Origin of the sequence: Paraburkholderia sp., assembly GCF_035501035.1 — a bacterium.
In the GTDB taxonomy this organism is placed as follows: domain Bacteria; phylum Pseudomonadota; class Gammaproteobacteria; order Burkholderiales; family Burkholderiaceae; genus Paraburkholderia.
In genome coordinates this window covers 1-13,596 of the sequence record NZ_DATJWR010000304.1, presented here as the reverse complement: position 1 = coordinate 13,596, position 13,596 = coordinate 1, and the positions used below count along the sequence as shown (strand labels likewise).

Genomic DNA, 13,596 nt, shown 5'->3' with positions numbered 1-13,596 from the left:
GCCTTGGCTCGCCGGCCATGACCACGCGCGGCTTCGGCGTGAAGGAAGCCGAGCAGGTGGGCAACCTGATTGCCGACGTGCTCGACAATCCGGAAGACGCGGCGACGATCGAGCGCGTGCGCACGCAGGTCGCCGAGCTGACGAAGCGTTTCCCGGTTTATCGCTAAGCCTGGCGCCGACTCAGCATGCGCTGCCCCTTCTGCCGGCACGAAGACACGCAGGTCGTTGACTCGCGCGTGTCCGAAGACGGCGCCGCGATCCGGCGCCGGCGCCGCTGCCCGGCCTGCGACAAGCGTTTCACGACGTACGAGCGGGTCGAGCTGGCCATGCCTGCCGTGGTCAAGAAGGATGGCAGCCGCACGGAATTCGACCGCCGCAAGATCATGGCGAGCATGCAACTGGCGCTGCGCAAGCGCCCGGTTGCGGCCGATGCGATCGACGCGGCGGTTGCCCGCATCGAATATCAACTGCTCGGCAGCGGCGAGCGCGAAGTGCGCAGCGAGCGTCTTGGCGAGCTCGTGATGGCCGAGTTGCGCGAGCTCGACAAGGTTGCGTTCGTGCGTTTTGCCTCGGTGTACCGACGTTTCGAAGACGTCTCCGAATTCGAAGATGTGATCGAAGAATTCCGCCGTGCGGGCGCCGCCGCGACGCCCGCGAAAAAGCGCTGAGCGCGTTCGCATTTCCGTTCTCCCTCCTCTTTGCCGCTGTCATGACGCTTGCATTCTCGCGAGCGAGGGCTGCGCGCACCAGCTAGCCGTTCGGCTAATTGTTCCGTTTCACATTCGTCCGTAGATTGATGGCAATCCGCTCAAACTAAGGATTGCTGATGAAATGCCGAGGATTCACGCTCGTCGAGACGATGGTCGTCATCGTCTTGCTCGCGATCTGCGCAACCGTTTCCACGCCCGTGTTCACGGCGTGGCGCGTGCGCGACCAGGTCGACGCGCGCGCCAGCGCGATGCTCGGCACGCTCGCCTACGCGCGCAACGAAGCGATCCGGCGCAAGGCGCGCATCACCGTTTGCCGTGTCGACGCCGCGCGCAACTGTCTTGCGGCGGCGAAAGCCTGTCCGTCCGGTCTTGCCGACTGGTCCTGCGGCTGGGCGGTCATGCTCGAGCGGGCCGGTGCATACACGCCTTTGCGCGTCCAGCCGGCGCTCGATGCGATTGCCGTGGCATCGGGGCTCACTGCCATCACGTTCACGCCGCCGGCGGGGCAGGCCATCGGCAGCCTGCGCAATATCGAGATCGCTCCGCGCGTCTCGTCTGCCGCACAGCGTGGCGCGGGGTGGCGGCGCTGCATACGGATTGCGGCGGGCGGGCGCGCGCGTATCAGCGATGGCGCGTGCTCGGGGGCGTCATGAGCCGGGCTGCGGGTCGTGGCGTGGGCGGGTCGACGCTGCTCGAAGTCGCCATTGCGGTTGGCATCATGGCGATGTGCGGTCTCGGCCTGATGAGCACGCAACTCGGGCTGTCCCGTCAGGCGCAGCAGGCTGCGGCGCGCGAGCGTGCTGTCTTCGCGGCCGACGCCCTTGCCGAAGCCGCTCGCGCGGCGGGTGCCGGGGGCGCAACTGGCATTGCGACAGACCGATGGAAGGCGTTGACTGCGACCATCGTGCCCGAAGGGCAACTGAGCACATCTAGCGCGGGAGGAGATGCGTCGATTGCGACGGTCAGCTGGCTGGCTACGCCGTTCGGCACGGTGTCCGGCACTGCGGCGACTTCCCGTATCGCGGCATGTATCGACGCTGCGGTGCCTGCCGGGCGCGACTGCGCCAGCCTGGCTTTCCTGCGATGAATCGGAGGCTCGCTCACGTGAGTCGCGAAGGCGGCCACACGCTCCTCGAATTGACGATTGCCGTCGCGCTGGGTCTGGTGGTGACGCTCGGCGCTTTGTCAGCCTACCGAACGCAACGCCAGGGCTTCGCGTATGCGAGCGACGCCGCGCGTATTCACGAGGCCGGCATGAATGCGTTATTGCTGATCGGAGAGCAGATCCAGATGGCGGGCTTCGTCGCCGCGGACGCGCGAGCGTCGCTTGCCGGTCCCGCGATCTTCGGCTGCTCCGCCGGGCGGCCGGCAGGCGCCGATGCTGCGCTCGCCTGCGAGTCGCTATCGAGCCGCTCCGACGGTCTCGCCGTGCGCTATCAAGGCGACGGTGTATCGACATGGGCCGCCTCTAATGGCCGGGTCACCGATTGCCTCGGTCAGGCGGTGGGCGCTGCGGGCGTCGAGATCGTGAACCGCTATCACGCAAAGCCGAGCGGTTCGACCGGCGAGCCCGAGCTTTACTGCGAAGGCTCCGGCAGGGTCGGCACGGCGCAACCGCTCGTCGAGGGCGTCGAGCGCTTGCGGCTGCGCTATTGGACGGCGGCCGCGGCGCAGCCGCTCGATGCGTCGGCGCTCGCGCGCGACCAGTGGGCAGCGGTCGTCGCGGTAGACCTCTGCGTGCTGGTGCGCGGCGCAGCCTTTGCTCGCCGCACGCACTACGTCGATTGCGACGGCGCGCAGGCTGTCGGCGCGGATGGGCGCGCACGGCAGGCGTTCTGGCGGCACATCGTGCTGCGCAACGTGGCGCAGGAGGCTTCGTGAGCGCGCGCCGACGCAAGGGGCGCAACTCGTGGGCCGCGCGTCGCGGCGTAGCGCTGCCGGTCGTGCTGCTCATCACCTCGATTATGCTGGTGACGTCGGCGGCCTGGTTCGAGGCGGCGCTGCTCGCGAGGCGCAACGCGGACGCCGTTGCCGATCATCTGCAGTCCTTCCATGCCGCCGATGCCGCGCTCGTGCTGTGCTCGCGTGCGCTTACGGACGGCTCGCTGGCCGCGCCTGCGGCCGTGACGCAGTCCGGCGAGCCGCAAGCCTGGCAGCAGCAAGAGGGCTTCGAGCGGCAGGCCGTGACGCCCGTTGCCGCATGGGCGGGCTCGGGGCGCGCGCCGCAATGCTTCGTGGAGGCGTGGCGCATCGACAGCCGTCCGCTGGCTCGCGCGTACCTCGTCACGGCGCGAGGGTTCGGCGTATCGGCAGAGACACAAAGCTGGCTGCAGGACCAGTTGGTCATCGAAGGATCGGGCGAGGCGGAGCGCGTCGAGCACCACTGGCGCCGCGTCGCCGCGAGGCCGTTTTGAAGAGGGAAGGGGGAGAAGTGAAAAGCAACGGGCACCGCGCATTCACATTGCTCGAACTGGTCATCGCCCTGGCGGCGGTCGCCATCGTCGCGGCTTTTGCGTTGCCGGGATGGCATGCGCAGATCGCACGCGGGCATCGTATCGATGCCGTGGCCGCGCTCTATCGCGCGGCGCAGTTCGTCGATGCGCAGACCGCCTCGATGGCGACATTGCCGGCGGGACTCGACCAGGCGCCAGCGACGGGACGTCCCGTCTACCGTTTGCGCCTGATGTCTGCCGACGAGTCGAACGGCGGCTACGCCATCGCGGCCGAACCTGATGACGCCGGACCGATGCGCGACGATGCTTGCGGTGCCTTCCTGCTCGATGCCACGGGCGCACGCAGCAATCAGGCGGCTGGCGGCATCGTCGCCGAGACGATTACGCTAATGTGCTGGAAGGACCGTTGAACTGCAGGATGCCGGCTAGCGAACAGCGTCAGCCGGTGAGGTCGTCTTCGTCGGACGACTCGCTTCGAGTGCGGGCCGGTGCAGCGCCGCGCTGGCGCCGCACCTGCTGCCATACGCGATACGCCTCCCATGCCGTCAAGGCGAGGCCGCCCCACTTGACGGTGGGGCCCGCGGCGGCCGCAATGCTCGAGCGCAGCGGCTTTGCGACGATGAGCGAGATGAGCGAACTGAGCAGCGGATACTGCTTGAGCAGGCTGCCAATTCCCGCGCCCGCGCCCGCACGGCCGCCCGCACCAGCGCGCCCGAAGCTCGGGACGATGAGGCGCAGCCAACTGAAACGCGTAACGGTCTCCCGGAGCTCCACGACTGCTTCGGCCATCTCGGCACGCTCCACGCTCGCGCGCACGATCAGCAGTTCCTTGCGCAGCGCGCGCAGTTGCGGTGTCGACAGGTCGTGCGAGCGGTTGCGAGTAGGGCGGAAGGTGGTGTCCGGTCGGAGTTGGCTCATTGCGTTGGCTCGCGGATATCGGTTCACAGGCGGTTCAGAGACTGGCTGACGGGCCGGTGACAGGTGCGCAACACGCCAGGCGAACGCGCGGCCGTCCGTCTCGAGCCTGACCGGCTAGGGTTTGCGCAGGATTTCGCGGTCTTTCTCGAATTCCTCTAGCGTCGCCTGAAAAACGAGAGGCGCATTGCGCAGACCATTGCGCGCCTTCAAGGCACAGACAATTGCCGCGATCGCATAGACAGCAGTAATGCCAGTGAGCGCTTGCCAGCGCCACGTGTCCCAGAAGGCAATGGCAACGAGCGCTGTGAGCGCAACGAGCGCGAGCAGCGCAAGCATCATTGCCGCGAGACCGAGGAAGAGCACGACTATCAGCCGCTCCTTCTCTTCGGCGAGTTCGATGCCGATCAGTTCGAGACGCGTCTGGAGCATGGCGAACGCGGAACCGAGCAGGCGGCGCAATGGTCCGTGTTCGTGTCGCGGCGAATGGGTGTCTGTCGTCATGGCGAGGGCGGAGTTGCGCAGGTGAATGCGTCGGCGATGCGCGAGAATAAACAGCCGGCGGGATCGCCCGGCAAAACCAGCCGGCACGGCGGCCAGCGCCCGTGCCAGCGAGAACCCATCAGCATGTATGCAGGCAGCCATGGCTCCTCGCATGCATGGCGCGGGAAGGACTGCTTCCGCCCGCGCCCCTCAGCGAGTGCTGGCCGGTGCTTACTTGCGGTTGATCAGCAGGCCGACCAGCACGCCCACGCCAGCAGCGATGCCGATCGACGCCCACGGATGCTCGTGCACGTAGTCGTCGGTGGCTCGCGCCGCTTTTTTGCCTTTTTCGACCACCACGACCTGAACGTCGGCTGCTTTCTCTTTTGCCTGCTTCAGCCGCGAGAGTGCCGTTTCGCGCAACTCCGAAGCGCGCTCGCCCGTAGCGCTCGCTGCCTGCTTGAGCAGGTCCTCCGCATCCGCGAGGACAGTTTTGATATCGGACATCAGCCTCTCCTTGTTGACTTCTGACATTGACTGGCTCCCATCGTGTCACATCATCCGCAAATCGTAACAAAGATACGGGCGCTGGCAAGCGTGATGCGCCGCTATGTTTCCAAAACGCACGATCCATTCCCGCGATCGTGCATGGACGCAAGTGTGGATCAAACGTCCAAAACGTACACGGCGAAACTGATTGAGTTGATGCGGCACCAAAAGTTTCCAGCAATCGGCTCAAAATTACAAAAACTCATACCGGTGTGAGGCGATGTTCGTTAGCGGGGCGCGACCATGCCCTGTATGCTTGAGTGCGTGAATGTTCACGGGATCAACGGGCCGCTCTCGCCCACTTCGTTCAAAGGAACCGCAACATGAGTCTACGTCTTGGCGATATCGCACCTGACTTCGAGCAGGATTCGAGCATTGGCCGCATCAAGTTTCACGAGTGGCTCGGCAATAGCTGGGGCGTGCTGTTTTCGCATCCGGCCGATTTCACGCCGGTCTGCACGACTGAGTTGGGCCTGACCGCGAAGCTCAAGGACGAATTCGAGAAGCGCAACGTGAAGACGATCGCGCTTTCGGTGGATAGCGCCGAGTCGCACAACGAGTGGATCAAGGACATCAACGAGACGCAGGCGGCGAGCGTAGGCTTCCCGATTCTCGCAGATGCCGACCGCAAGGTATCCACGCTCTACGACATGATTCACCCGAACGCGAATGAGACGCTCACCGTGCGCTCGCTGTTCGTGATCGATCCGAACAAGAAGGTGCGTCTCGTCATCACGTATCCGGCGAGCACGGGCCGCAACTTCGATGAAGTGCTGCGCGTGATCGACTCTCTGCAGCTCACCGACAACTATCAGGTCGCGACGCCCGGTAACTGGAAGCAGGGCGATGACGTCGTGATCGTCCCGTCGCTGAAGGACGAAGAGGTCATCAAGCAGAAGTTCCCGAAGGGCTACAAGGCGGTGCGTCCTTATCTGCGTCTCACGCCGCAGCCGAACAAGTAAGCTTTTCGGCCAGCTACCCCGCGGCGGCGACGCGCGGGGTGCGGGGCATGGCAATAGGCAGAAACAAAAACGCCGCACGAAATGAATCGTGCGGCGTTTTTTTATCTGCGCGAGGCGGGACGGCGGGGCGATCAGAAGAATGCCTGAATGCCCGTTTGCGCGCGGCCCAGGATCAGCGCGTGGATGTCGTGCGTGCCTTCGTACGTGTTCACCACTTCGAGGTTCACGAGGTGGCGTGCGACGCCGAACTCATCCGAGATGCCGTTGCCACCCAGCATGTCGCGCGCGAGGCGCGCGATGTCGAGCGACTTGCCACATGAGTTGCGCTTCATGATCGACGTGATCTCCACGGCCGCCGTGCCTTCGTCCTTCATGCGGCCAAGGCGCAGGCAGCCTTGCAGGCCGAGCGTGATTTCCGTCTGCATGTCGGCGAGCTTCTTCTGGATCAGCTGGTTCGCCGCGAGCGGGCGGCCGAACTGCTTGCGGTCGAGCACATACTGGCGCGCCGTGTGCCAGCAAGCTTCCGCCGCGCCGAGCGCGCCCCACGCAATGCCGTAGCGCGCCGAGTTCAGACAGGTGAACGGACCGCGCAGGCCCTTCACGCCGGGCATGATGTTTTCTTCCGGCACGAACACTTCGTCGAGCACGATTTCGCCGGTAATCGACGCGCGCAGGCCCACCTTGCCGTGGATCGCCGGCGCCGAGAGGCCCTTCCAGCCCTTCTCCAGAATGAAGCCGCGGATGTCGTCCTTGCCGTCTTCCTCGAGCTTCGCCCAGACGACGAACACATCGGCGATCGGCGAGTTCGTGATCCACATCTTCGCGCCGGAGAGCGAGTAGCCGCCGTTCACCTTCTTCGCGCGCGTGACCATGCTGCCCGGATCCGAGCCGTGGTTCGGCTCCGTCAGGCCGAAGCAGCCAATCCACTCACCGCTGGCGAGCTTGGGCAGGTACTTCTGCTTTTGCGCTTCGGAGCCGAATTCGAAGATCGGCACCATCACGAGCGACGACTGCACCGACATCATCGAGCGGTAGCCCGAGTCGACACGCTCCACTTCGCGCGCGATCAGGCCGTAGGCCACATAGTTCAGGCCGGGGCCGCCATATTGCTCGGGGATGGTCGGGCCGAGCAGGCCGACTTCGCCCATCTCGCGGAAGATCGCGGCATCCGTTTTTTCGTGACGGAACGCTTCCAGCACGCGCGGCGCGAGCTTGTCCTGCGAATACGCGGCGGCGGCGTCGCGCACCATGCGCTCGTCTTCGGTGAGCTGCTGGTCGAGCAGCAGCGGATCTTCCCAATGGAACTGGGCGTTTGCGGCCATGGTGTCTCTCCTTCCAAATCTCACTCTGAATGGGCAATTTGCGCTTGACGGGGGTTCCGCTATGCGGAACAATGTTTTGCAAATCGACCTTAGTGTATCACTAGCGCGCCCATGTCTGCATCCGGATCGACGTCTTCTTCATCGTTTTCTTCCACGCTCGAACAAGGCCCGATCGACGAGCGCAAGTTCGTCGTGGCGCTCGCCCGAGGGCTTGACCTGCTGCGTGCATTCCGCCCCGGCGAGATGCTGCTCGGCAATCGGGACTTCGTCGAGCGCACGGGCTTGCCGAAGGCGACCGTGAACCGGCTCGCCTACACGCTGACCGTGCTCGGCTACCTGCGCTTCGACGAATCGCTCGGCAAATATGCGCTCGACGCCGGGGTGCTGTCACTCGGCTTCGCGCTGCTCTCGGGCACCGATACGCTCGAGCTCGCGCGGCCTCACATGCGCGCGTTCGCACGCGAGGTGGGTGCTGCGGTGTCGCTAGGGTGCCGCGACGGCCTCGACGTGATTTATCTTGAGACGATCCGCAGCGAGACGGCGCTCACGCTGGGTCTCGCCTCGGGCTCGCGCCTCTCGATGCTGACGAGCTCGATGGGCCGCGCGTACCTGGCCGTGCAGCCAATCGACGTGCGCATGGCATTGTTCGCCGAGCTCGAGAAGGCGGCGGGCGCCGAGGGGCCGGCGCTGGTCGAGGCCGCGAAGCGTGAGATCGAGGTGTTTGGGAAGGAGGGGTGCTGCTATTCGTTTCGCGACTGGCACGAAGACGTGAACGCCGTGGCCGTGCCGTTTCGCGAGCCGCGCGAGCGGCGCTGGCTCGTGCTCAGTTGCAGCGGGCCGGCTTCGTCGATGGGCCCGGAGGTGTTCCGCGAGCGTGTCGCGCCGCTGCTGAAGTCGCTGGCGCGGCGCCTTGGCGAAACGGTCTGAGTCGAGACTCGAGCCGCAAGGGGCGAAAAAAAGCCGACCCTCGGGTCGGCTTTTTCTTGCGTGGCGCGAGGCTCAGTGATTCAGTCGGCCGAGCAGCAGGAACTCCATTAGTGCCTTCTGCACGTGCAGACGGTTTTCCGCCTCGTCCCAAACCACGCTCTGCGGCCCGTCGATCACTTCGGCGCTCACTTCCTCGCCGCGGTGCGCGGGCAGGCAGTGCATGAAGAGCGCGTCGGCGTTGGCGCGGGCCATCATCGGCGCGTCCACGCACCAGTCGGCGAAAGCCTGCTTGCGCGCCTCGTTCTCGGCTTCGAAGCCCATGCTGGTCCAGACGTCCGTGGTGACGAGGTCCGCGCCTTCGCAGGCGTCGTGCGGGTCTTCGAACACTTCGTAGAACGGCTTGCTTTCCGGTGCGACCATCGCCGCATCGAGCGCGTAGCCGGGCGGCGTGGAGATGCGCAGCTTGAAGTCGAGGATCTGGGCGGCTTCGATCCACGTGTAGAGCATGTTGTTGGCGTCGCCGACCCATGCGACGGTCTTGCCGCGAATCGGGCCGCGATGCTCGTAGTACGTGAAGATGTCGGCCAGCACCTGGCAGGGGTGATACTCGTTGGTCAGGCCATTGATGACCGGCACGCGCGAATTTTCCGCGAAGCGCGTGAGGATGTCCTGGCCGAACGTACGGATCATGATGATGTCGACCATGCGCGAGATCACCTGCGCGGCGTCTTCGATCGGTTCGCCACGGCCGAGTTGCGTGTCGCGCGTGCTCATGAACACGGCGTGGCCGCCGAGCTGGAAGATACCCGCTTCGAACGACAGGCGCGTGCGCGTGGAGTTCTTCTCGAAGATCATCGCCAGCGTGCGGTCGTGCAGTGGGTGATAGGTCTCGTAATTCTTGAACTTGCGCTTCAGGATGCGCGCGCGCTCCAGCACATATTCATAATCGTCAAGGGAGAAATCCTTGAACTGCAGGTAATGGCGTATGGTCCGGGAGGTCATGAAACGAAAACAGCGCCCGATCCGGCCTCGAACTGCAGGTTGGAGCCGGCGACGCCGCTGCGGTTGGTGGTAAGTCAAAGCAGCATAAAGGATTTTGCGCAATTTGACGAGTTGCCCGAAAGTTTGGCATTGCGTACCGGCGCGCGGCATACGGCGACTTCGGAGTGCCGGAAGGGGGAGCATTTCAGCCTTTCAGGTACCTTGTGTGCGCTGCGTCAAAACGGCCGGTACGCTATAATCTCAAGGTTTTTTCAGGCACGACAAACGGGCTCCAGGCGTAGATGGCGGCAAGGTGGCAACACCTGCGGCGACACCAGGCAAGCCCGCGGGAGCGGCCTGTGCGCTGGCCGGCAGTGCGCCGCGAAATCGGCCCGTCGATCCCGTTGCAATGATCCCGTTGCGACGTGCGGCGGTGATTTTCGAGGCGACGCCGGGCCGGGTGCGCGGGCAGCCGTTCCCCATCCATTGGACTGACCATGCGCGTGGCGGCGGGCGAACTCCTGCGGCCGGCATCCCGCGGTACAAGTGCGGGTGCAGCGCTCGTGCCGCCGTTACACGCTGTGAACGCACCCAGCAGCTATATACACAGGTACTCCTGCATGGCCGACGAAGCTCCAACCGAATACTTCATTCAAGGCATCACCAGTTCAGGGAAGAAGTTTCGTCCGAGCGACTGGTCGGAACGTCTTGCGGGGGTGATGTCGAGCTTCGGCCCGAAGGCGTCGGCCAATGCGCGCGGGCCGAATGCCTATCTGCGCTATTCGCTCTACGTGCGGCCGACGATGATCGGCGATCTCAAGGTCGTGGTGCTGGATTCGCGCCTGAAGGACATCGAGCCGATGGCCTTCAACTTCGTGATGAACTTCGCCAAGGACAACGATCTCCTCGTGACCGAGGCGTGCGAACTGCCGCTGGATCACGCGACGCAGCAAGGCGGCGTTCGCTAACAGGCGACGCGGCCGTAGAGAAGCATCGGGCAGGGCGCGACAGCGCCAGCCGCGACGAATGACCCGCTTCTGCGGTTTTTTTCATATGCCCGTTCGGCTCGGAACAGGCAAGGCGGCAGCCAGCGAGCGTGCAAACGGCAGCGGAAACAAAAAAACCCGCCGAAGCGGGTTTTTTGTGGCGCAGTGGAGGCTGCAAGTGGCACGCCGAAGCGAGCCGCCTCGATCCATGCGTTACTGCGCAGCCTGCATCGCCTTGACGGCGGCGGTCAGACGGCTCTTGTGGCGAGCTGCCTTGTTCTTGTGAACGATCTTCTTGTCGGCAATGATGTCGAGCGTCTTTGCCGATGCCTTCAGAATTTCAGCGGCTGCAGCCTTGTCACCGGCGTCGATCGCCTTGCGAACGGCCTTGATGGCGGTGCGGAATTTCGAGCGCAGTGCCGAGTTGTGCGAATTTGCCTTCGAGGCCTGACGGGCACGCTTGCGTGCTTGTGCGGAGTTTGCCATTACGGTTCCTTGTGTTTCCGGAGCTTGAGCCCGCTGACGTCGAGTCTGGCTGGGCGAAGCTCTTTGCCTGGATTTGAACTTGCGGACACGATTGCCCGAAAGCGCAAAACGGTATTTGCCGGTTTGCTTTGCGTACTGCTGCTTTGCCGGCTGCGCCCCTTGTGCCAAAGTGGAAATGGGCTGACCGATGTTCACGGCCGCTTACCGCTTTCTTTCCGGGGCGCGGTTCGAAAGCTGATGAACTCCCGAATCGGCGATTATAGCAACTAACCCCACGGCGCGACAAGCTCGACGAGCCGCGCGGGCACGGGGGTTCTGACCGCCGTGCGTCCGATTGTCGAAAAAAGAGCGGGGGGTCGTGCGAACGTCGGGCCATCGGCGCGGTCACAATCGCTCACAACGTGCTTCGCGCGAGATGTTTTCAAACTGTGGGCGGCTGGACATCCTACAGGGCATCCCAGGCAATCGACCCATCGTGCGGACGTCCGGAAATGGAGCCGTATCGCAGACTTTTCGCGGCCGGTTTCCCGCGCTGCGCGGCTATTGACGCTGCGCAGCGGCGTAGCACCGGACGGCACCCGTATAATGACGGCCCCATGAATCTATTCCGAGCCCTGCTGACAGTCAGCGGCTTCACGCTGCTGTCGCGCGTGACCGGACTGGCCCGAGAAACGCTGATAGCGCGCGCGTTTGGTGCGAGCCAGTTTACCGACGCTTTCTACGTCGCGTTTCGCATTCCCAACCTGCTGCGCCGCATCTCGGCGGAAGGCGCCTTTTCGCAGGCGTTCGTGCCGATTCTCGCGGAGTTCAAGAACCAGAAGGGCCACGACGCCACGCGCGACCTCGTCGACGCGACCTCAACCGTTCTCGCATGGGTGCTCGCGGCGCTCTCGCTGCTTGGCATCTTCGGCGCGTCGTTCGTCGTGACCGTGGTCGCTTCGGGCCTGAAGAGCGACGGGCAAGCGTATCCGCTTGCCGTCGCGATGACGCGCATCATGTTCCCCTATATCGTGTTCATCTCGCTGACGTCGCTCGCGTCCGGCGTGCTCAACACGTACAAGCAGTTCTCGCTGCCCGCGTTCGCGCCGGTCCTGCTCAACGTCTCGTTCATCACGGCCGCCGTTGCGTTCGCGCCGCACATGAAGCAGCCTGTCTACGCGCTCGCGTGGGCCGTGATCGTGGGCGGCGTGCTGCAGTTCCTCGTGCAGCTGCCGGGGCTCAAGCGCATCGACATGATGCCGCGCATCGGCCTGAACCCGCTGAAGGCGCTTGCGCATCGCGGCGTGAAGCGCGTGCTCGCGAAGATGGTGCCGGCCATGTTCGCCGTCTCCGTCGCACAGATCAGCCTCATCATCAATACCAATATCGCCTCGCGTCTCGGTGCGGGCGCGGTTTCGTGGATCAACTACGCCGACCGCCTGATGGAGTTTCCCACGGCGCTGCTCGGCGTGGCGCTCGGGACGATCCTGCTGCCGAGCCTCTCGAAGGCGCACGTCGACGCTGACCCGCATGAGTACTCGGCGCTGCTCGACTGGGGCCTGCGCGTGACCTTCCTGCTTGCCGCGCCTTCGGCCGTCGCGTTGTTCTTCTTCGCCGAGCCGCTCACCGCCACGCTGTTCCACTACGGCAAGTTCGACGCGAATTCGGTCGTCATGACGGCCCGCGCGCTGGCGGCATACGGCGTGGGCCTCGTCGGCCTCATCCTCATCAAGATCCTTGCGCCCGGTTTCTACGCTCGCCAGGACATCAAGACGCCGGTGAAGATCGGCGTGGGCGTGCTCATCGCCACGCAGATCAGCAACTACATCTTCGTGCCGATCTTCTCGCACGCAGGCCTCACGCTCTCGGTCGGGCTCGGCGCCTGCATGAACGCGCTGCTGCTCTTCATTGGCTTGCGCCGCCGAGGCATTTACATGCCGTCCTCGGGTTGGGCGACGTTCTTCGTCCAATTGCTCGGGGCATGCCTCGTGCTGGCAGGTGCGATGCACTGGTGTTCGATCAGCTATGACTGGATCGGTTTGCGTCATGAACCGCTCGCGCGCATCGCTCTGCTCGCTGCGTGCCTCGTTCTGTTCGCGGCGCTATATTTCGGTATGCTGTGGCTGATGGGCTTCAAATACGCGTACTTCAAGAGGCGGGCGAAGTGAGCACGATGTCTACGCGGGTTCTGGATTACTTCAGCGCGCTCGTTGCTGACGACGAGAGCCTGCCGCTCACCGAAGCGGCGCTCGCCATCGCGCAGGACGCCTATCCCGACCTCGATCTGCAAGGCACGCTTGCCGAAATCGACGAGCTCGCGCTGCGTGTGCGGCGCCGCATGCCCGAAGGCGCGGACGTGCGTCAGCAGATTGCCGCGCTCAACCGCTGCTTCTTCCGCGAGATGGGCTTCGCGGCCAACCTCAACGACTTCCTCGATCCCGACAACAGCCACCTGAACGTCGTGCTCAAGCGTCGGCGCGGCATTCCCATTTCGCTGGCCGTGCTGTATCTGGAGATGGCGGCCCAGCTCGGCCTGCCGGTAAGGGGAGTGTCGTTTCCGGGGCATTTCCTGATGCGCGTCTCGCTGCCCGAAGGCGACGAGATGCTCGATCCCACCACGGGCCGCACGCTCACCGAATCCGACATGGTGGAGATGCTCGAGCCCTTCGTCGCCAACGCCGGCGATTCGGTGGCGCGCGCGCTGCGCATGCTGCTCGAACCGGCCACGCGCCGCGAAATCGTCGCGCGCATGCTGCGCAACCTGAAGGCCGTCTATCTGCAGACCGAGCGCTGGCAACGCCTGCTTGCCATCCAGCAGCGGCTCGTGATCCTGCTGCCCGAGA

17 protein-coding genes and 1 pseudogene are annotated in these 13,596 nt (G+C 64.5%); 12 read left to right on the top strand and 6 right to left on the bottom strand.

Going from position 1 to position 13,596, the window contains the following annotated elements; all coding sequences use genetic code 11:
• The 7 genes and pseudogenes from glyA to VMJ11_RS22460 form a co-directional block, all read left to right on the top strand.
• Window positions 1-167 (top strand): annotated as a pseudogene (gene glyA, locus VMJ11_RS22490) (serine hydroxymethyltransferase); the annotation flags it as partial.
• A gap of 18 nt (window positions 168-185) precedes the next feature.
• Entirely contained in the window at window positions 186-668 is a 483-nt protein-coding gene (gene nrdR, locus VMJ11_RS22485) for a transcriptional regulator NrdR (RefSeq protein ID WP_325621909.1), read from the top strand.
• A 158-nt stretch (window positions 669-826) separates the two neighbouring features.
• The gene (locus VMJ11_RS22480) at window positions 827-1,363 is read left to right on the top strand and encodes a GspH/FimT family pseudopilin (protein WP_325621907.1); all 537 of its coding nucleotides are present in this window, start codon (window positions 827-829) and stop codon (window positions 1,361-1,363) included.
• Window positions 1,360-1,797, top strand: a complete 438-nt coding sequence (locus tag VMJ11_RS22475) for a hypothetical protein (RefSeq protein ID WP_325621905.1) — start codon at window positions 1,360-1,362, stop codon at window positions 1,795-1,797. Before VMJ11_RS22480 ends, VMJ11_RS22475 begins: the two co-directional genes overlap by 4 nt.
• On the top strand, window positions 1,794-2,591 hold the full coding sequence (locus VMJ11_RS22470; protein ID WP_325621903.1) for a PilW family protein: 798 nt from the start codon (window positions 1,794-1,796) through the stop codon (window positions 2,589-2,591). The genes VMJ11_RS22475 and VMJ11_RS22470 overlap by 4 nt, the downstream gene beginning before the upstream one ends.
• Entirely contained in the window at window positions 2,588-3,124 is a 537-nt protein-coding gene (locus tag VMJ11_RS22465) for a hypothetical protein (protein ID WP_325621901.1), read from the top strand. The genes VMJ11_RS22470 and VMJ11_RS22465 overlap by 4 nt, the downstream gene beginning before the upstream one ends.
• A gap of 17 nt (window positions 3,125-3,141) precedes the next feature.
• Window positions 3,142-3,573: a type IV pilin protein gene (locus VMJ11_RS22460; RefSeq protein ID WP_325621899.1), complete on the top strand. Its 432-nt coding sequence runs from the start codon at window positions 3,142-3,144 to the stop codon at window positions 3,571-3,573.
• Window positions 3,574-3,601: 28 nt separating this feature from the next.
• Here the strand turns inward: VMJ11_RS22460 and VMJ11_RS22455 are convergent, their stop codons facing one another.
• The 3 genes from VMJ11_RS22455 to VMJ11_RS22445 all read right to left on the bottom strand — a co-directional run bounded on the left by VMJ11_RS22455 (window position 3,602) and on the right by VMJ11_RS22445 (window position 5,095).
• On the bottom strand, window positions 3,602-4,081 hold the full coding sequence (locus VMJ11_RS22455; RefSeq protein WP_325621897.1) for a DUF3318 domain-containing protein: 480 nt from the start codon (window positions 4,079-4,081) through the stop codon (window positions 3,602-3,604).
• 114 nt (window positions 4,082-4,195) lie between these two features.
• Entirely contained in the window at window positions 4,196-4,582 is a 387-nt protein-coding gene (locus VMJ11_RS22450; protein ID WP_325621895.1) for a phage holin family protein, read from the bottom strand.
• Between the two features lie 210 nt (window positions 4,583-4,792).
• Complete coding sequence (locus tag VMJ11_RS22445) at window positions 4,793-5,095, bottom strand: DUF883 family protein (RefSeq protein ID WP_007584918.1); 303 nt, start codon at window positions 5,093-5,095, stop codon at window positions 4,793-4,795.
• Between the two features lie 338 nt (window positions 5,096-5,433).
• On the opposite strand from VMJ11_RS22445, the gene VMJ11_RS22440 reads away from it, so the two are divergent.
• Window positions 5,434-6,072, top strand: coding sequence for a peroxiredoxin (locus VMJ11_RS22440; RefSeq protein WP_325621893.1), 639 nt, complete (start codon window positions 5,434-5,436; stop codon window positions 6,070-6,072).
• A gap of 131 nt (window positions 6,073-6,203) precedes the next feature.
• Here the strand turns inward: VMJ11_RS22440 and VMJ11_RS22435 are convergent, their stop codons facing one another.
• A complete protein-coding gene (locus VMJ11_RS22435; RefSeq protein WP_325621891.1) occupies window positions 6,204-7,394 on the bottom strand; it encodes an acyl-CoA dehydrogenase in 1,191 nt (396 codons plus the stop codon).
• Window positions 7,395-7,505: 111 nt separating this feature from the next.
• Between VMJ11_RS22435 and VMJ11_RS22430 the strand changes: the two genes are divergently transcribed.
• Window positions 7,506-8,321, top strand: a complete 816-nt coding sequence (locus tag VMJ11_RS22430; RefSeq protein ID WP_325621889.1) for an IclR family transcriptional regulator — start codon at window positions 7,506-7,508, stop codon at window positions 8,319-8,321.
• A 72-nt stretch (window positions 8,322-8,393) separates the two neighbouring features.
• Here the strand turns inward: VMJ11_RS22430 and argF are convergent, their stop codons facing one another.
• Window positions 8,394-9,323 carry an ornithine carbamoyltransferase gene (gene argF, locus VMJ11_RS22425; RefSeq protein ID WP_325621888.1) on the bottom strand — a complete coding sequence of 310 codons (930 nt, stop codon included), beginning with the start codon at window positions 9,321-9,323 and terminating at the stop codon, window positions 8,394-8,396.
• A gap of 599 nt (window positions 9,324-9,922) precedes the next feature.
• Between argF and VMJ11_RS22420 the strand changes: the two genes are divergently transcribed.
• Entirely contained in the window at window positions 9,923-10,270 is a 348-nt protein-coding gene (locus tag VMJ11_RS22420) for a DUF3579 domain-containing protein (protein WP_325621886.1), read from the top strand.
• A 231-nt stretch (window positions 10,271-10,501) separates the two neighbouring features.
• Here the strand turns inward: VMJ11_RS22420 and rpsT are convergent, their stop codons facing one another.
• Window positions 10,502-10,774, bottom strand: a complete 273-nt coding sequence (gene rpsT, locus VMJ11_RS22415) for a 30S ribosomal protein S20 (protein WP_325621911.1) — start codon at window positions 10,772-10,774, stop codon at window positions 10,502-10,504.
• A 596-nt stretch (window positions 10,775-11,370) separates the two neighbouring features.
• Between rpsT and murJ the strand changes: the two genes are divergently transcribed.
• Window positions 11,371-12,921, top strand: a complete 1,551-nt coding sequence (gene murJ, locus VMJ11_RS22410) for a murein biosynthesis integral membrane protein MurJ (RefSeq protein WP_325621884.1) — start codon at window positions 11,371-11,373, stop codon at window positions 12,919-12,921.
• Window positions 12,922-12,926: 5 nt separating this feature from the next.
• A partial coding sequence (locus tag VMJ11_RS22405; RefSeq protein ID WP_325621882.1) for a SirB1 family protein occupies window positions 12,927-13,596 on the top strand: 670 nt, incomplete at its 3' end.